Here is a 16,490-nt window from a genome sequence, read left to right as displayed (position 1 = left end):
GGAGGTTGAAAAAAAATTCCCGGAAAAACTAGGCCGCTGGAAGCCACGCCAGGGTTTGGAAAAGGAAACAAGGGGAGAAAACAGTTTGGCGATTAGGAGGTGGATGGCGGCAAGAATTGATCTGCGTAGAAGCGATCCCACAGGAGTAGGGTGGTGACGGTTTTGGCATCCCGGATGTCACCGCGGCGGATCATTTCCAAGGCGGTTTGGAGGGAGAGGATCACAGGCTGGAGGTGTTCATCCGCTTCGGGATGAGCTGGGCCAGGGGTCAAGTCGAGGGCGAAAAACAGGTGCATTTTCTCGGTCAGCACCCCAGGTGAGGCATAAACGAAGCCGTGATAGTGCCAGCGAGCTGCCTGGTAGCCGGTTTCCTCGGCGAGTTCTCGAATCGCGGCTTGCTGAGGCTCCTCGCCGCTTTCCAAAGTGCCCGCGGGTACTTCCCAAAGGGTATCCTCAACGATGAAGCGGTAATTTTTCAGCAGTACGATCTGATGGCGATCGAGGACAGGAAGGATCACGACCGCACCAGGATGAATGACTACATCGCGGCGAACCTGTCGGCCGTCAACGGTGGTGAGCAGGTCGGTGGCGACTTGGATTTTGCGGCCTGTGTAGACGATCTGCCGCTGGGAGATCAGCTCTGGGGACACGGCATGCTCCTGGGGGTGGCGTTCGGGGTTCGTCTCAGTGTCGTTTTCGGGCCGGCTAGGGTATTGCACTTGCAACTGAAGAGCGCAGGTGTTCCCAGAAGCCGGCTTGGCCGAACCGCTGGCCGTGCGGTGGCTGGTAGCCCTCTCGACCTTTGATTGCGGTCTGCGATGCTGTTGGCTAGGATAACTCTACGAAAGCGTACCGTCCGTGGGTGCTGATAAAGGGTGGATGGCATGCGCGAGCCGCTGACGTGGGGGCTTCCTCTATTCCGGCTCTTCGGAGTTCGGATCAAGATCCATGTTCTGTTTCTCCTCGTGGTGATAGGTTTGATCTTGCGCATGGCCTTGGCGGAAACCCAGGCCATTGCTTGGACCGACCTGGTGCTGTTCTGGGGTGTTCTGCTCTTCGTGATCGTTTTGATTCATGAGTACGGCCATGTGTTCGCGGCCCGATCCGTGGGCGGAGATGCACGGGAGGTGATGCTTTGGCCTCTGGGAGGCTTTGCCTCAGTCGATGTGCCGTGGAATCCCCGCGCCCATCTGGTCTCGGCAGCGGGCGGACCGCTGGCCAATGCGATTCTCTGTCTAGTGATTGCTCTGGTTATACTGGCAGCAGGCTACTGGCCCAACCTGGATCCTTTTTCCAATCCCTTCGTCGCTGAATTGAAGAGCTACCGGGATGGACGTATCTACACCAGCCACTACGGCCTGCGGTTCTATCCGAGTGAAAACGGCGCGATGGAGGAATCCCCCCTGCGGCCCTGGGAACGGGGGATGTTCCACGATTTTGAGATGGTTCCCCGCGTGAAGATGGAGCGAGCCATAGCCCCGACCTGGATTGTTTGGCTACACCGCGCGTTCTATCTCAGTTGGTTGCTGCTGCTCTTCAACTTGATACCGGCCTATCCCCTGGATGGCGGGCGGATGCTTCAGAGCTTCGTTTGGTCCCGGAGTGATTACGAGCAGGGGGCCACGATTGCCGGTTACAGCGGTTTTGTGATGGGAGGGTTGTTTTTGATCCTGGCGATTGCCATCAATGAGTCGCTGCTGCTGGCCTTGTCGATCTTCATGTTTTTTGAGGCTTGGCGCCTGGCGTACTGGGAGCCGGAGGCGCGGGGTGCTTTTGGCTACGACTTTTCGGCGGGTTATACCAGCTTGCGCTTCGATGAGGAAAACGAGCCGCAGACCGTGCGCAAAAGTTGGTGGCAGCGCTGGCGAGAAGCCCGACAGGCCCGGCAACGGAAACGGGAACAGGAACAATTGGCCCGCGACGAGGCTCGCATGGATGAACTTCTGGACAAAATCGCCCGCTGCGGAAAGGAGGCCCTGACGGAAGAAGAACGCCGCTTTCTGGAACGGATGAGCGCCCGCAAGCGGAACATGTCGTAAAACAACCGGCAAAGCTAGCGGCGAGGTTGCCGTTCACGCCAACATGCCAGACGGAGGAAGGCCTCGCCTCGAACTTCCCAGGAATAGACGGGGAGAGAAACCTGTGTCGGATGTTATCCCGCCTCGGACCTTGTCGGGGTTCCGCGACTATCTGCCCTCGGTGATGCTCGCCCGCGAGGAAATTTTGCGCCGGGTCCGTGAAGTTTATCGTTCCTACGGCTACACGCCGATTGATACTCCGGCCTGTGAAGCCCTCGACATCCTCTTGGGTAAGGGAGGGGAAGAGTCGGATAAGCTGATTTACCGCGTCCGCAGTGCCAAAGGGGAAAAAGAGGAAATGGGACTGCGGTTCGACCTGACCGTTCCCTTCGCTCGGTTTGCAGCCCAGTATCTGAATCAGTTTGGTCTGCCCTTCAAGCGCTACGCCATGGGACCGGTCTGGCGTGGGGAACGACCTGGACAGGGTCGCTACCGGGAGTTCTGGCAATGCGACTTCGACATCATCGGGACGATGTCGAATGCTGCGGATATCGAGGTAGCTTTGGTCATCCATGATCTGCTGCTGGCCTTGGACGTGCAACGCTTCGCCATCCACATCAATAGCCGCCTGTTGCTCAACGGTTGGTTGGCCCAGCAGGGTTTGCAGGATCAGGCGGTGCCGCTGTTGCGCGCCCTAGACAAGCTCCCCAAGATCGGGCGGGACAAAGTGGCGGAAGAGATGATACGGGCGGCCCAGGTGAGTTCTGCTCAGGCCGAGCAAGTTCTGCGACTGGCGGAATTGCGCGGTTCTTCCACCGAGCTATTAGATCGCGTGCAGGCCGAGTTTGCCTCTCCCGTGCCCCCTCTAGCCCAAGAGGGTTTACGCCGCCTGCGAGAGTTGCTCGAAGTGGTTCATGCTGTGGGAGTGCCGCCGGAACGGATCGTCATCGACCTGAGCATCTGCCGCGGGTTGGATTATTACACAGGTACGGTGTACGAAACCTTTCTGACGGATCTGCCGGGCATTGGCAGCATTTGTAGCGGCGGGCGGTACGATAATTTGGCCGGTAAATACACACGGCAGGTGCTACCCGGTGTGGGCGCCTCCTTGGGTTTGGACCGTCTTGTGGCCGCGCTGGAAGAATTGCATCATCCGTTATTGAACCAGCGGCATACACCGGCGGAGGTGCTGATCGTGCAGTTCGATGCGGAACGCCTGGCGGACTATCAGCGCCTGGCCCGTCAGTTGCGTGCAGCGGGAGTCGCGGTCGAAGTTTATCCTGAAGCGAAAAAGATTGGTCAACAACTGTCTTACGCAGAAAAACGCGGCCTGCGGTGCGCCCTGATTGCTGGCTCCGAGGAGTTCGCCCGTGGCCTGTGGAAGATCAAGGACCTCTCCCGGCGTGTGGAAACCACGGTACCGGCCGCCGCGGTGGTCGAGGCTGTCCAGGCTGTGCTTCGTTCGCCGCCATGCGATGGAGCGGGAGCCAAGTCGGCATGAAGCGGAACAATCTCTACGAGCAGGCCTTCGCTGCTTGGGCACGCCGCTGGGGTGCCGTGGTTCTCCCGTTGGCCGAAATCCACCGCCAGCCGTTCCCGAACGGGCCGCTGAAGACGCCGGATTTCCTAGTCCTCGGCCAGGGTGGGCCAGAGGGCGCGCGGCTGGTCGTCGACGTCAAAGGGCGGCGCTTTGGCGGCACTCAGGACCACCCCCGCTCCGAATGGCCCAACTGGTGCCATGCCAGTGATCTAGAAGCCTTGCCGAGCTGGGCGGCCCATCTGGGGCCTAGCTTCCGCCCCGTCCTGGCCTTTGTCTACGCGCTGGCCGATCATGCGGTTCTCCCCCCCGGCACCCCTGACCTGTTCCGCTTCCGAGACCAATGCTATCTGATGCGTGGCGTCGATGTCTACGCTTACCGGCAGCACATGCGGCCCCGCAGCACGCGCTGGCAAACCGTCTTTCTTTCTCGGTCCGACTTTCGCCATCTGGTCCGCCCTTTCTCCTGGTTTCTTGATGACTCGCTGGAGCATCGAACTTCTGCCGATGACGATGCCACACCATCGGAGCCGTTTCTTCCGCCGCCGGATATGTCACGTCGGAGACAAGAGCCGGCGGAAACCAACGGCCAGGAAACGGCCAGAGTTCGTGGTCAGTTGGAATAGAAACCCCATTTCCGGCTGAGATGGCCGAAGGTGGCCACCTTGGCTGGGCGAACAATATCCAAAGGAAGCATGCAGCCGGTCCTGCTTGCCAGGGAATGGCCAGTCGTGAAGATGGTGACGGAGGAGGATGGTGAACGGTGATGAAAGCCATGCGTTTGGGATTGGTGATTGAATCCACGGGTTTGCCGCTGCGGCAAGCGATCGACGAGGCAGCTCGGTTGGGGGTGAGCGGCATCCAAGTGGATGCCGTGGAAGCTTTGGCTCCGGATGCTCTCAGTGCGACGGGCCGGCGGGATTTCGGGCAGTTGTTGCGCAGTCTGGGGTTAGAGTTGTCGGCGTTACATGTTCCGTTGCGGCGGGGTTTGGATGTGGCGGAGGGACAACAGGCCCGCATGGACCACATCGGCAAGGTAATCCGCTTGGCAGCGGATCTGCACTGCCGGCGTGTGGTCCTGCCTTGCCCGAAAATACCCCAGGAGGAAGACTCCCCCCGCGGGCGAACCTTGCGGGAAACCTTGAGCGATCTGGCTCGACGAGCCGACCTCTATGGCGTCTTCCTGGCTTTGGAGTTGGGTTGGGATGCTGCGGACACGGTGACGAGCTATCTGGGCCGCTTCGATACCGGCCAGCTCAAAGTAACGTTCGATCCCGCCAATTATCTGGTGCATGGTTATGAGCCGTTAGCCGAGTTAGCCAAGCTGAGCGGCTGGGTAGTACACGTCCATGCCCGCGATGCTCGGCCCGCAGGATTGGCCCGCGGACAGCAAGAGGTTCCCTTGGGAGCCGGCGAAGTCGATTGGCTGGCTCTCACTGCGGCCTTGCAGGTGATGAACTACGACGGCGTGCTGGCTGTGGAACGCCTGGAAGGAGAACGGCGGCTCGAAGACGTCCGTGCCGGCGTGGCCTTTCTGCGGCGTTTCCTGCTGCCTCCTGACCTGTGATTCCCTTTTCGGCAGCCAGAGGAGGTGCCCGCAGGAAACGGGCAGTTGGGGTAGCGTCATGGCGGCCTGACAATGTGTCTCCTGGCGACCGCCTCAATTTGGGACACCTCAATCTTTGCGGAGCAAAGCGATGAAATGGCGCAGCACAGCGGGGCGATAGCGATGCTTGTGCCAAACGGCGCACAAAGTCCGGTGCGGAACCGGGCGAACCAATGAGCGGAAGACACACCCCTGGCCCCAATTGCTGGCGGCAGCCATTTCGGGTACGATGGTGACTCCTTGACCGGCAGCCACCAGGGCGAGCAGAGTGACAATCTGCTCGCCGCGGCACACGACCTTCGGTTCCACTCCTCCCTGTCGGCACAAACTGAGAACCTGATCCCCCAGGCAATGTACGTCGTCGAGCAGGATGAAGGGTTCGTCTTTCAAGTCGGCCCACCGCAGGGCGTCGCGCGAGATGAGCCGGTGCTGGGCTGGCAGGGCCGCGACCAACGGTTCACTCCAGAGCCGCTCCACATGGAGATGGTCATCTCGCAGGGGCAGGGCCATGACTCCCACATCCAGTTCGCCGTTGCGTAAAGCTGCCACGAGGCGTTCGGTGACATCTTCCAGCAATTGAACCTGAACGAGGGGGTGTTGTTGGCGGAAGCGAGCCAGTACCGCGGGCAACACAAACGGAGCGATAGTCGGGATGGCTCCCACTCGCAATTGGCTCTGTTCGCCGCAGTCCTGGACGGTACGCTCTGCTTCCTGTACCGCCGCCAGAATCTGGTGGGCATACTGTAACAGACGCTGGCCGGCTTCTGTCAGCACGACCTTTCTGCCGAGGCGATCGAACAGTCGCTGGCCGACCCCGTGTTGCTTGCTCTCCAGGCGGAGAATCTGTTCGCTCAAAGTCGGCTGGGTGATCCCTTCCCGTTCCGCCGCCCGCGTGAAGCTGCCGGTCTCCGCCACGGCGACAAAGTATCGCAACTGGTGCAATTCCAGCGGCATGCTCTCGGTACCTCCATCTATCGACTGTTCCTATGGATAGTTCTGAGTTCATATCCTACGCCATTATAAGCATACCGGGACCAACTCGGCGGCTTACCGCCGGACTCTCGGAATTGCTAGATTGGACAGCAATGAAAAGGCGTTGGATCCGACTTGCAAGGGTCGGCCCGCGTGGGAACAAAGGCGCATGAACGAAACCCATTCCGTGATGAACGAAACCAATCCCTTGCGGCGTTTGCCAGCAGTGTCACGGGTCCTCGAGGAAGCGGCGCTGGTCGAGGCCCGGCAGAGCTATGGCCTAGCCGCAGTGACGGCAGCCGTGCGACAGGTGCTGGCTGAGATGCGGCAACGTTTGCAGGCGGGGCAAACGCTGGATACCGAGGAACTCGCCCCGGCTCATTTGGCCCAGCAGGCCCTGCTCCACCTAAGGCGGCAGTGTGGACCTTCCTTGCGGCCCGTGATCAATGCCACAGGTATTGTCCTGCACACTAACCTCGGGCGCGCACCTCTGTCGGAAGCGGCGGCCCAGGCAGCTTACGAAGCGGCCCGCAGCTACGTTAACTTGGAGCTGGACCTGCACGGGGGCCAACGGTCGCACCGCCAGGAGCATGTCCGCCAGGCCTTGTGCCGCCTCAGCGGGGCCGAGTGGGCTACCGTCGTCAACAATTGCGCCGCGGCGACCATTCTGGTCCTGCGAGCCGTGGCAGGAGGCGGCAAGGAAGTTCTCGTTTCCCGCGGCCAGTTGATCGAAATCGGGGGCAGCTTCCGCATACCGGAGATCATGGCTGTCAGCGGTGCGACACTCCGGGAGGTTGGCACGACCAACATCACCCGCCTGAGTGATTATGAACGGGCAACAGGCCCTCAGACAGCGGCGGCCATGCGCATCCACACCAGCAATTACCGCCTCCGGGGATTCACTCGCACTGTAGCGCTGGAAGACCTGGTCTCGTGGGCCCGCCGGCGGCAACTGGCCGTCATCGACGACATCGGCAGCGGCCTGGCGGTCGATCTGTCCCCCTGGGGATTGACGGGCGAACCGATACTTTCCTCTAGTATTCGCGCTGGGGCAGATTTAGTCGTGTGTAGCGGGGACAAGCTCCTGGGCGGTCCACAGGCTGGACTGATCCTCGGCCGAAAGGAATGGCTGGAACGCATCGAGCGGGACCCCTTTTTCCGAGCAGTCCGGCCGGACAAGATGACCCTGGCGGCCTTGACGGCCACGCTCCAGCATTATGAGGATCCGGCCCTCGCCCTGAACCATGTTCCCGTCCTACGGCTCCTGACGACTCCCGCGGAGCAATTGCAAGCCCGCTGTCAGTCTCTTCTCGAACGCCTGCAAAGCCGATCCTTCCCCGCCGCGATGCAGGTATTGGCTCAGACCGCCTATGCTGGCGGGGGTTCTCTCCCGGAGATTGCTTTGCCCACCTACGTCTTGCAAATCCGACCCCATCAAGGCTCGGAGGAAGAATGGGCCTACCGTTTGCGGATGGGGGAGCCACCAGTGATCGCCCGGCGAGCGCAAGGATGCCTCTGGCTGGACCTGCGCACCGTCTTTCCCTACCAGGAGGACATGCTAATCCAGCGCCTCTGCCAGGTGGCACAGTCTCTCGCGGGGCCACTGGATTCCCCATAATCCGCCGAAGCAGAGGAAAACGAGCCAGGCAGAGCCGCCAACACGCCGCGTAGGGTTGCATCACCACCCCGCGGCGTAGATCGAACGTCCCCCATCCACCGGCAGGCAAACGCCGGTCAGGTAATCATTCTGCACGAAGTGCCACACGGCTTGGGCGACATGTTCCGGCTTACCTTCTCGTTTCAGAAGCGTTGCAGCGATGACGGCTTGGCGCTCTTCTGCTGGCAGATCCTCCGGCAGCATTACGGGACCAGGGAGCACGGCATTGACCCGCACCCGCGGATGGCGCCGCCCCAACTCCACCGCCATCGTCCTGGTCAGCCCTGGGATCGCGGCCTTGCTGGCAAAATAGGCGGCATAGTCGGGATAGGGCCGGATGTCGGCCCAGTCGCCGATGGTAACCAGGCAGCCCCCTTGCTCTTGGCGGACCATCTGCAATCCGAAAGTTTGGCAGATCAGGAAGGTGCTCAGGAGATTGACCTCGAAATGCTCGCGGACGTCGGCAGCAGTAGTTTCTTCCAAACTTTTGCGCTTCCAGATGGCCGCACAGTGGACGGCGACATCGACGCGCCCGAACTGTTCGAGCGTGGTTCGGGCCAGTTCCTGTACCTGGCTTTCTTCCGTAAGGTCGGCTGCGGCAGTCAGGACAGGCACGCTGTATTGCTGGGATAATTCCTGGGCATTCTGGGTGGCTTCTTGGGCAGCGGTGCGATAATGCAGCAGCAAGGCGAAGCCTTCCTGAGCCAAACGTGCGGCGACGTGATAGCCGATCCGCCGGCGTCCGCTTCCCGTGACTACGGCCACCGGGCGGTCATTGCTTCCTGCTGCTGGTCCACTCATGACGATGGCTCCAGAGGTGCGGCGGCCAAGGGCACAGGCTGATCCAGATGAACCCAGCTCTTGCAACCGGCATATTCGGGGCGTTCGAGCCGTTCCACCGCTTGGGGTAAAGGATAGGTTTCCACATGGAGCACGAATAATCCCGGCTCGCGATAGTGGAAGCGCTGGCGCACGACCTCATCGGTCCAGATATGCTGGGGGCGCAAGGCCAGGGCAGCGGCAAGGTCCTGGACATATTCGACACGGAGGACCCGGACCCAGTGGGTGAGGCGGATGATCCCGGCAGGAGGGCGTTCCGCTTCCACGGCGGCCAAGCGTTCATGCCATTCCGGGATGATGCCCGCTCGCTGTTCGTGAAAGTATGTCGGATAGAGTAGGAAAGCCTCGTGTTGGGGTCGGAATTGGCCACCGGCTTCCGCGATTCCCCCTTTGCGGAGCAGGACCGATTGCCGTCCTTCTGCCAAGGCCTGGCACACAACCGCCCACTCCTTGCAAGCCACATCCAACGTGTTCATCGGCAGTCTCTCCGTGGCTGGAAACCGGAGCGTGTCTGACATCGTATTTATCCTAGGCCGCTGGACTGGGCCTGGCGGCGGGAATGGGCCGGATAGCCGTTGATGGTGTGACCAGAAAGGCCGTTAGGGAGAATGCTCCTGTTTCGGTCACCAGCGTTCATTTCCGGGCTGGCGGCGGAGAAGGTCCCGCACTGCATCCAAGGGTGATTGCCCCTCGTGCACGATCCGGTACACGCCTGTCATGATGGGGGTTTCCAGACCGATCCGCTGGACGCGTTCGTACACACTGCGGCTGGTCCAAACCCCCTCTGCTACCTGGGGACCTGCCAGCACAGCTTCGCGTGGTTCGCCTCGTCCCAGGCGGAAGCCTACCCGGCGATTGCGGCTGTGCTCGCTGTAGCAGGTGACGATCAAATCTCCCAATCCGGCCAGGCCGTGGAAGGTGTGGCTATCCGCACCATGAGCGACGCCAAAGCGGGTCATTTCTGCCAGCCCGCGGGTCACCAGGGCGGCCTTGGCATTGTCGCCGAATTGCAGACCGTCGCAGAGTCCCGCGGCTATGGCCATGACATTCTTTAGCGCCCCGCATAGCTCCACGCCGACCACATCGCTGTTGGTATAGACCCGAAAGCGTTCCGTACCGATGTGCCGCTGGACCCACAGGGCCAATTCCAATTCCTCCGAAGCAGCAACGACCGCGGCGGGCAGCCCACGCCCCACTTCCTCCGCATGGCTCGGACCACTCAGCACCGCCAATCGCTGCACGCCCAGCACCTCGCGGATCACCTCCGTTGGACGGTAGAATGTGCCATTCTCCAGCCCCTTGCTCAGGCTCACGATCGGCACTTGGGACGCCAGGCCGGCGAACCGCTGCAAAGAAGCACGTAGGAAAGCTGTGGGAATTGCCGACATCCAGCAATCCGCTCCCTCCACGGCCTCGGCGGGGTCGGAGGTCAGCACGACGCTCTCCGGGATCCGCACGCCTGGCAACAGTGGAACGTTCTCCCGTAAGCGGCGCATCTCCTCGACCGTTTCAGGCAGAGCGCCCCATAGCTTCACCCGGTAATCCGGACGTTGCGACAAATGAACTGCAATCGCCGTGCCCCATGCCCCATTCCCAAGAACTGCGAATGTCAGCGCCATACTTGCTCTCCGCCTGATCCTGGAGCTGATGCTGCCGCCATATCCGGCATATGCGGTCCATTTTACCGCAGATGGCTTCAGGGAGCGTTCCCTAAGCCCATCTAGGCATCAACTCGATTTGCTACCAGAGCCGATGAAAGCAAAGACATGGAAATGGCTGACGCCGCGAGGATGAGTCTGACATCTGGAGCGGAAAAAGCGGCGCTGGTCCAGCACCACGGAGGAACAGGCATGGCTGTACGCCTCAAGCTTTACAACCCCCCTGTTGAGGAACCGACCCCCGCCCCGGAACCGGAAGTCCGCGTTCGCTTGGGGGACCTCCTCCCTCTGTTTGCGGTAGCTCAACGGATGAATTACGTCTGGCTGCGCGACTTTCTGGACGACGAGGTGGCCATCACCTCGGACCTCTACGAGGTCTTGCAAGCCTTCCGGGAAAACCTACCGACCCCGGCATAATGCGATGTGCTCTTATCATTGGGCGAGTCCCCCCACGGTCTATTCGTCATCGTCCTGAAGCAATTCCGGCTTGCCGAACTGGCTTAGGTCGATCGACCCGCGCAACTCGGCTTCGGCCAGTTTCAAGCGCATTTCCAGTTCGCGCAACTTGTTCTCGACGCGTTCCCAGCGGCTCTTGTCGTCATCCCGTTGCCGCGAGCGCGGTACTTCCGGATAGCCCAATTGCCGTTGTAAAGCGGCGAACAGGTACAGGGGGTCTCGGCCGCGGCTGGCCTTGGCGATCTTCCCTTCTTTCTCCCCGAAAAGGACAGGCACTGGCGGCTGATAATGAGCCTGAAGGCGGCGCTGCTCCTGCACGTATAACTCCGAACGCAGGTACACCAGGTCGGCGAAGTCAATGTCCCCCATCTGTTTGCCCAGGCTCAGGATGAATTCTTGCCAGTGGCTGTCATAGAGCGGGTCCTCTGCCATGGCCTCGAAACCTTCTCGGTATCCCAGCCGATTCCGAGCGATCGTCTCGAATTGGTAAACAAAAAGCCCTGCGGCGGTGGGCTGCTGAGCACGGTAATGGGCCTCCCGCTCCAAAACCAACAGTGCTGTGGTGATAGGAAAGCGCGAAGTGGCTTCCTCCGCCTGTTGAATCACGAAAGCTTGAAAGCGAGTGAAATAATGCGGCAGGCGAGCGAAACCATTGCTGAGAAGGCCGGTGTGCTTCATCTCCGTCGCCAGGAATTGCACCGCCCACGGCAACCGTGTGGAACTGAGCAGCTCTTCGTGTACCCGGCTGAGAATCTCCTGCGCCGGCAGATTATCTGCCAGCCGCTCCCGAAAGGTGCGGAAAAAATAGGCTTGCTCGATATATTCCTCGCGTTCCAACAGTGGTGTCCGGCTCATAATGGCATGATATGACACCGGCTCGAGCGGTGTTGATCTTGACGATTTCCCCTGAGTAACGTCTCCCTGCAAGTCACGGAACTACGGAGCGGTTCATCGTTCGTTCAAGAAAACTACGCACAGCGTAAAAATAAGTTTCGCCGAAATGGCACATCGCAGTCATCTGAACTTCAAAGGCGGTTCTTAGGCATAAAAGCGTGGAGAAAGACTCGTCCTTTGTCGCTGGCCTAGCACCAGCCGGGATTGGGGAATCGGCTCTCTCCCTGCCTGGAGGAAAAATACCCGACTGGTCTAGGAAGGGACAAGGGGCGGGAACTGGCTCTCCACGCTCCGATTTTTCTCGTCATGGGAGGTTGTCGTATGCAGCGGAGGTTCTGTCCTAGCCGGGCGTTCACCCTCATCGAGCTGTTGGTGGTGATCGCCATCATCGCGATTCTGATCGGGCTGTTGTTGCCCGCGGTGCAGAAGGTTCGAGAAGCCGCGGCGCGTATGCAGTGTGCCAATCACCTCAAGCAAATCGGCCTGGCGTTCCACAACTATGAAAGCGCCATGGGTTATTTCCCTCCGGGAGGACTGGATGGGGATCCGCAGGCAATCACTACCGGCGGTGCTCCCAACCCCGCGGGCTTCAAGTACGATGAAGACCCCGGAGGGTATGAAACCACCACCTGCTGCCGGGCGGCCACCCGCCGAGGCTGGAACCAGTTCTATTGGATTCTGCCCTACATCGAGCAGGAAAACGTCTTCCGTTTGGGGCGCGACGATCCCCCCTTCTGGCCAAATGTGGCCAACAATGGCGGGGAAGATGATGTGGCCCGGCAGCTTATCAAGATTTACTATTGCCCTTCGCGGCGTGCACCGACAGGTTACGGCAGCGCGGGCTTTGGCCGGTGTGATTACGCCGGATGCGCCGGTCTCTTCCAAGGGGATATGCACGAGCTGACCGGTGACACCCCTCCACCGCCATTAGGATTTGGCCCTGCACGCAATGAACGGACTACAGAAAACTTTGGAAACTATCCGGGTCGCAAAGGGTTTATTGTCTGGCCGGGCCGTGGAGCCAAGCGGCGAATGGCGGACATCGTCGATGGTACGAGCAACACCATCGCTGCTGCCGAGAAAGCCCTTCCTGCTCGGCGCCACGGCGTAGACGGTGGCGATAATGAACGTTGGAATAACAACGGCTGGGATGAAGACAACATCCGTTGGCATTTCCCACCGAAACACGACCAGGATCCCACTAACTTCATGTACCGCGCCTACACCGGTAGTTGGGCTCAGATCGCTCCGCCGACTAATGACCCTGCCTTTAGTAGCAACAACCTTTGGCGCCGTTACTTCGGCTCGAATCACACCGGCGGTCTCAATGCCGTCTTCGCCGATGGCTCGGTGCGCTTCATCCGCTTTGACGTCAACCCGCTCACCTTCATGGCTGCCTGCGGGGCCGATGACGGTATTGTCATCAATATGAGTGACCTCTAATTTCGAGGAATACCGCCTGGTAAATCCAGAATAAGTTACCATTGCAGTCCATATTGTCAGGATGTATCCTTGATCACCCAGGAACATCCTGACATTTTTACACATGAATCTTACAGAAAATTTGGATAGATTTTCATCGTATTACGGAGTCCTAATCTATGAAAATGATAATACAATGTGTAACGGTTGTTTTCCTTGTGGTTTTGCTGGGGGGTTGTGGATCGAAACAACCCGCCCTCAACACCCAGCCTTTGACGGAAGAGCAAAAGGCAGCGGTGCGCGCTGAGGATGCAGCCATCGACGAAGAGGAAAGCCCTGGCAACCGGACACGTGCCATGACTAAGGGCAAGCGCTAAACTTGTTTACAGTCAGAACGACATCGTAAACAATGACAGGATAAAGTCACTATACAAGAGACTTTTTTTGGGACAATCAGGTTTTGCGAAGTGGCGCCTTTGTGATCGCATACAGCATCGGGCTGATGAAGAATGCAGTGAAAGAGGAACCGATAGCTATGGCGTTTCTCTCCCTTCGATGCAGATCGAACATCCGGGGGCAGTTCCGGCTACTCACATGCCTAGCCATTGTCACTTTGGTCACCAGTGTGGCTGGATGTTCTCGCCCCGCCGCACAACAGCCGCCGACAGCATCCGGAGATTCCGAGAAGAATCCATCTTCCGGGACTACTGACCAGGATGCCCTGGTGTTACTCTCTTCCTCCGCGGAAATGGTTGAGGACCTCACATATAAGCAATGGCAAGTTTTCCCGAAGGGGACTGTCGTTGTACGTCGGACAATCACACAAAATGCCAAGGTTCCGCGACCCACCATCTCCCATACCACCCTCAAACTTTTGGACAAGACAAACGAATTCCTTGTGATCGAAGAGCAAACCCGAACAGAGCGGAGCAACGGCGAGACAGTGCAGAACGAGCCGATGACATTCCGCTATCCACGGAGAATTCCGCTCCCCCCGAACATCCGCAAGGAGGATTGGGGGAAACCCCAGGGTATCCAGAAGGAAGGAACCGAAGATGTCGAAGTGTTGGGAAAAACTTATCGCTGCCGATTCTTCAAGTACACCTCTTCAACGGAAGCCGGTGAGATGCTCTCCACCATCTGGATTAGTCCGGAAATCCCCGGCGGATTGGTCAAGTCTCACAGTTATGTTCCCAATGCTGATGAGACTACGACCATCGAATTAACACAAATAACAATTCCGAAATGATATATTGTATGATATCATATAGATGTCATACTATAATCATTTGATATTTGTAATGCTTATCTTTACTGGTAGTTTCCTTGCCTAATCGCAGTTGCAAATCCACCCTCGCCTGAGGCAAGAGCCTGGGAAACTTACCAGTCGGTGCCGCCGCTACGTATCTTTGCTGGAAAATTCGCATCGGGGTGGGAAAAATCCACTGCCTCAGGGGGTAGGGCAAGTTCGCCTTTTTTTTCTCAAGTTTTTCGGTTACTTTGCCGAAGCGTGGCGGGATCTACCCGCCAGGAGGAATGACGACCCGCACATCAGGAAGGAAGAATGTATGCGTGGGGTGTTCCTGGGGTTACGGGTGTGGGGAGCCGTGCTGGCCTGTCTGGTAGGGACAGCCGTAGCACGAGCCGAGGGCTTTTGGGTGACTCTAGCAGCGGGGCTGGCCGGAGCCGGGGTCCCGTCAGATTACAATGAGTTCTGGTTTGATACCCAGCATGGTCCGCCGCTGGCGATTGTCAATCTCAACGGGGGGTTCACTGCTCAGGCGGTGACAGGAGGTGGAACCACCGTATTTTCACCCCTGGGGACGCCGGTACTCCTGCCCGTGCAGGATGGCTACGCCACACTAACTGCTAGCAATGGGAGTGTGGGTGGTTCTTCGTTTCCAGCGAGCGCCCTACCGCGATTTGCCGGCGGTCAGCAGGCTTCCGGAGCACCGCAGACAGGCTTACCCGTGCCGTCCGATGCTCCCCGCGTTAGTGTGGGTTTATCTCCCCCAACTTCCAACGGTTCTCGTGTAGTCACCGTCGATGTCAGCGATCCCCACGGCAATCCGCTCGGTTCGGGTCAAGTCACCGTACCGGATGGGGGATGGTGGGTCATTGGTCTGGGTCCAGATAGTGGAGGGCAGGGCGGAGGAACGAACGGTGGTGCAGGGGGTGGTTCAGGCGGTGGGGGTAGCAATCCCGATAACGCTGACAACGGAGGTGAACCGGAACCGCCTCCGCACAATGCCCCACCACCTTCTCCCCCCTGGGGAGAGGACGGTAACGAGGATGGCGGCTCTCCTCCGCCGATCGGAGGGATGCCAGGTCCTCGCCCCCCTCTGGAAGGCAATCCTGGTCCCGTAGCCACACCTGAACCGGGTTCGATTTGGATGGTGGCCCTGGGGGGACTCACCGTGGCAAGTTGGCGGCGTCGCCGGCGCCGGAAGCGCTGAATCCCACGGCTTCAGCTTCTCCAAGCTGTAACTATCCCATCCAACGTCTGCGCTACTTCATACCCATGTGGTTTTCTCCTCCGCTGCGGCCAGGATCTGTCTCTCACTGGCTGAGAAGGAACTTTTCCAGTTCCACGGAACATGTGATGCCACACTGACGGTCGGCATTGGCAAAACCGATTCCCTGCCTTGGCAGGACCCCGTGGCAAAGAGCGGAAGTTCTTCCTAAACATGTTCTGCGAGGCCGATGTGGTGTCGGCTGAGATGTGTGTCCCGCTCATATCCAGAGAGGAGAAACAACGATGCCAGCCCAAGTGCAAAAAGAAGCCCCGGATTTTACCGCAACGGCGGTCGTCAATGAGGAGTTCAAGACGATCAAGCTGTCGGACTATCGGGGTAAGTACGTGGTGCTCTTTTTCTATCCGTTGGATTTCACGTTCGTTTGCCCGACGGAGATCATCGCCTTCAATGACCGACTGGGAGAGTTTCACGCGCGGGGGGCCGAGGTGCTGGGCTGCTCGATCGACAGCCAGTTTTCCCACTTGGCCTGGATTCGGACGCCGCGTGAGGAAGGCGGACTGGGTGGCCTGAAGTATCCGCTGATTTCCGATCTGACCAAGAAGATCAGCAGCGACTACGGCGTGCTGCTCGACAGCGGGGTGGCTCTCCGCGGCACATTCATCATCGACAAGCAAGGGATCATCCGGGCCATCACCATTCACGATCTGCCGTTGGGACGCAGTGTGGATGAAACCTTACGCGTGCTCGATGCCTTGCAGTTCTACGAGCAGCATGGCGAAGTTTGCCCGGCGGAATGGAAGAAAGGGCAACCGACCATCAAGCCGGATGTCAAAGCCTCCAAGGAGTACTTCCAGAAGGTAGCCGCCAAAAAGTAAATGGGACCCTCAATCCGGGAGGAAGATAGGTCCTTCCCAGCGGCAATCGTCGATTCCATTCACGGCTTGATAGGGGAG

The 16,490-nt window shown here is 59.2% G+C and carries 17 protein-coding genes; 11 read left to right on the top strand and 6 right to left on the bottom strand.

Annotated elements, in window-relative coordinates; translation table 11 throughout:
* Nucleotides 1–92 precede the first annotated feature (92 nt).
* Nucleotides 93–650 (bottom strand): NUDIX hydrolase, encoded by a 558-nt coding sequence (locus H0921_RS15825; protein ID WP_315851920.1) that lies wholly within the window; start codon nt 648–650, stop codon nt 93–95.
* 234 nt (nt 651–884) lie between these two features.
* Here H0921_RS15825 and H0921_RS15820 point away from each other — a divergent pair, with 234 nt between their 5' ends.
* The 4 genes from H0921_RS15820 to H0921_RS15805 all read left to right on the top strand — a co-directional run bounded on the left by H0921_RS15820 (nt 885) and on the right by H0921_RS15805 (nt 5,122).
* Nucleotides 885–2,039, top strand: a complete 1,155-nt coding sequence (locus H0921_RS15820) for a site-2 protease family protein (RefSeq protein WP_194539488.1) — start codon at nt 885–887, stop codon at nt 2,037–2,039.
* 103 nt (nt 2,040–2,142) lie between these two features.
* Nucleotides 2,143–3,519: a histidine--tRNA ligase gene (hisS, locus tag H0921_RS15815; RefSeq protein WP_315851919.1), complete on the top strand. Its 1,377-nt coding sequence runs from the start codon at nt 2,143–2,145 to the stop codon at nt 3,517–3,519.
* Nucleotides 3,516–4,181 (top strand): HYExAFE family protein, encoded by a 666-nt coding sequence (locus H0921_RS15810; protein ID WP_194539486.1) that lies wholly within the window; start codon nt 3,516–3,518, stop codon nt 4,179–4,181. Before hisS ends, H0921_RS15810 begins: the two co-directional genes overlap by 4 nt.
* Before the next feature lie 140 nt (nt 4,182–4,321).
* Nucleotides 4,322–5,122, top strand: coding sequence for a sugar phosphate isomerase/epimerase family protein (locus H0921_RS15805; protein ID WP_194539511.1), 801 nt, complete (start codon nt 4,322–4,324; stop codon nt 5,120–5,122).
* 108 nt (nt 5,123–5,230) lie between these two features.
* Here the strand turns inward: H0921_RS15805 and H0921_RS15800 are convergent, their stop codons facing one another.
* The gene (locus H0921_RS15800; protein ID WP_194539485.1) at nt 5,231–6,115 is read right to left on the bottom strand and encodes a LysR family transcriptional regulator; all 885 of its coding nucleotides are present in this window, start codon (nt 6,113–6,115) and stop codon (nt 5,231–5,233) included.
* A 187-nt stretch (nt 6,116–6,302) separates the two neighbouring features.
* Between H0921_RS15800 and selA the strand changes: the two genes are divergently transcribed.
* The gene (gene selA / locus H0921_RS15795; protein WP_194539484.1) at nt 6,303–7,751 is read left to right on the top strand and encodes an L-seryl-tRNA(Sec) selenium transferase; all 1,449 of its coding nucleotides are present in this window, start codon (nt 6,303–6,305) and stop codon (nt 7,749–7,751) included.
* A gap of 60 nt (nt 7,752–7,811) precedes the next feature.
* Here selA and H0921_RS15790 read toward each other — a convergent pair whose 3' ends face one another.
* The 3 genes from H0921_RS15790 to H0921_RS15780 all read right to left on the bottom strand — a co-directional run bounded on the left by H0921_RS15790 (nt 7,812) and on the right by H0921_RS15780 (nt 10,249).
* Complete coding sequence (locus H0921_RS15790) at nt 7,812–8,591, bottom strand: SDR family NAD(P)-dependent oxidoreductase (protein WP_194539483.1); 780 nt, start codon at nt 8,589–8,591, stop codon at nt 7,812–7,814.
* Nucleotides 8,588–9,106 (bottom strand): DUF1802 family protein, encoded by a 519-nt coding sequence (locus H0921_RS15785; protein WP_194539482.1) that lies wholly within the window; start codon nt 9,104–9,106, stop codon nt 8,588–8,590. The genes H0921_RS15790 and H0921_RS15785 overlap by 4 nt, the downstream gene beginning before the upstream one ends.
* Nucleotides 9,107–9,253: 147 nt before the next feature.
* The gene (locus tag H0921_RS15780; RefSeq protein ID WP_194539481.1) at nt 9,254–10,249 is read right to left on the bottom strand and encodes an NAD(P)H-dependent glycerol-3-phosphate dehydrogenase; all 996 of its coding nucleotides are present in this window, start codon (nt 10,247–10,249) and stop codon (nt 9,254–9,256) included.
* Nucleotides 10,250–10,420: 171 nt separating this feature from the next.
* Here H0921_RS15780 and H0921_RS15775 point away from each other — a divergent pair, with 171 nt between their 5' ends.
* A complete protein-coding gene (locus tag H0921_RS15775) occupies nt 10,421–10,705 on the top strand; it encodes a hypothetical protein (protein WP_228499896.1) in 285 nt (94 codons plus the stop codon).
* A 39-nt stretch (nt 10,706–10,744) separates the two neighbouring features.
* Here H0921_RS15775 and H0921_RS15770 read toward each other — a convergent pair whose 3' ends face one another.
* Nucleotides 10,745–11,599, bottom strand: a complete 855-nt coding sequence (locus H0921_RS15770; RefSeq protein ID WP_194539480.1) for a hypothetical protein — start codon at nt 11,597–11,599, stop codon at nt 10,745–10,747.
* 360 nt (nt 11,600–11,959) lie between these two features.
* On the opposite strand from H0921_RS15770, the gene H0921_RS15765 reads away from it, so the two are divergent.
* The 5 genes from H0921_RS15765 to H0921_RS15745 all read left to right on the top strand — a co-directional run bounded on the left by H0921_RS15765 (nt 11,960) and on the right by H0921_RS15745 (nt 16,412).
* Nucleotides 11,960–13,081, top strand: a complete 1,122-nt coding sequence (locus H0921_RS15765; RefSeq protein ID WP_194539479.1) for a DUF1559 domain-containing protein — start codon at nt 11,960–11,962, stop codon at nt 13,079–13,081.
* A 158-nt stretch (nt 13,082–13,239) separates the two neighbouring features.
* The gene (locus H0921_RS15760; RefSeq protein WP_194539478.1) at nt 13,240–13,437 is read left to right on the top strand and encodes a hypothetical protein; all 198 of its coding nucleotides are present in this window, start codon (nt 13,240–13,242) and stop codon (nt 13,435–13,437) included.
* A gap of 347 nt (nt 13,438–13,784) precedes the next feature.
* Nucleotides 13,785–14,309 (top strand): hypothetical protein, encoded by a 525-nt coding sequence (locus H0921_RS15755; RefSeq protein WP_194539477.1) that lies wholly within the window; start codon nt 13,785–13,787, stop codon nt 14,307–14,309.
* Between the two features lie 319 nt (nt 14,310–14,628).
* Nucleotides 14,629–15,516, top strand: coding sequence for a PEP-CTERM sorting domain-containing protein (locus H0921_RS15750; RefSeq protein WP_194539476.1), 888 nt, complete (start codon nt 14,629–14,631; stop codon nt 15,514–15,516).
* 302 nt (nt 15,517–15,818) lie between these two features.
* Complete coding sequence (locus H0921_RS15745) at nt 15,819–16,412, top strand: peroxiredoxin (RefSeq protein ID WP_194539475.1); 594 nt, start codon at nt 15,819–15,821, stop codon at nt 16,410–16,412.
* The last annotated feature ends 78 nt before the right edge of the window (nt 16,413–16,490 follow it).

Origin of the sequence: Thermogemmata fonticola, from assembly GCF_013694095.1 — a bacterium.
Lineage (GTDB): Bacteria > Planctomycetota > Planctomycetia > Gemmatales > Gemmataceae > Thermogemmata > Thermogemmata fonticola.
Note: the sequence above shows the minus strand (reverse complement) of the source record. Positions and strands in the feature narration are given on the sequence as shown.

Excerpts from the sequence above, each read along its gene's own strand:
- H0921_RS15820 (WP_194539488.1), top strand. The coding sequence starts at position 885 with ATGCGCGAGCCGCTGACGTGGGGGCTTCCTCTATTCCGGCTCTTCGGA.
- H0921_RS15810 (WP_194539486.1), top strand. The coding sequence starts at position 3,516 with ATGAAGCGGAACAATCTCTACGAGCAGGCCTTCGCTGCTTGGGCACGC.
- H0921_RS15805 (WP_194539511.1), top strand. The coding sequence starts at position 4,322 with ATGAAAGCCATGCGTTTGGGATTGGTGATTGAATCCACGGGTTTGCCG.
- H0921_RS15800 (WP_194539485.1), bottom strand. The coding sequence starts at position 6,115 with ATGCCGCTGGAATTGCACCAGTTGCGATACTTTGTCGCCGTGGCGGAG.
- selA (WP_194539484.1), top strand. The coding sequence starts at position 6,303 with ATGAACGAAACCCATTCCGTGATGAACGAAACCAATCCCTTGCGGCGT.
- H0921_RS15790 (WP_194539483.1), bottom strand. The coding sequence starts at position 8,591 with ATGAGTGGACCAGCAGCAGGAAGCAATGACCGCCCGGTGGCCGTAGTC.
- H0921_RS15785 (WP_194539482.1), bottom strand. The coding sequence starts at position 9,106 with ATGAACACGTTGGATGTGGCTTGCAAGGAGTGGGCGGTTGTGTGCCAG.
- H0921_RS15780 (WP_194539481.1), bottom strand. The coding sequence starts at position 10,249 with ATGGCGCTGACATTCGCAGTTCTTGGGAATGGGGCATGGGGCACGGCG.
- H0921_RS15775 (WP_228499896.1), top strand. The coding sequence starts at position 10,421 with ATGAGTCTGACATCTGGAGCGGAAAAAGCGGCGCTGGTCCAGCACCAC.
- H0921_RS15770 (WP_194539480.1), bottom strand. The coding sequence starts at position 11,599 with ATGAGCCGGACACCACTGTTGGAACGCGAGGAATATATCGAGCAAGCC.
- H0921_RS15765 (WP_194539479.1), top strand. The coding sequence starts at position 11,960 with ATGCAGCGGAGGTTCTGTCCTAGCCGGGCGTTCACCCTCATCGAGCTG.
- H0921_RS15760 (WP_194539478.1), top strand. The coding sequence starts at position 13,240 with ATGAAAATGATAATACAATGTGTAACGGTTGTTTTCCTTGTGGTTTTG.
- H0921_RS15750 (WP_194539476.1), top strand. The coding sequence starts at position 14,629 with ATGCGTGGGGTGTTCCTGGGGTTACGGGTGTGGGGAGCCGTGCTGGCC.
- H0921_RS15745 (WP_194539475.1), top strand. The coding sequence starts at position 15,819 with ATGCCAGCCCAAGTGCAAAAAGAAGCCCCGGATTTTACCGCAACGGCG.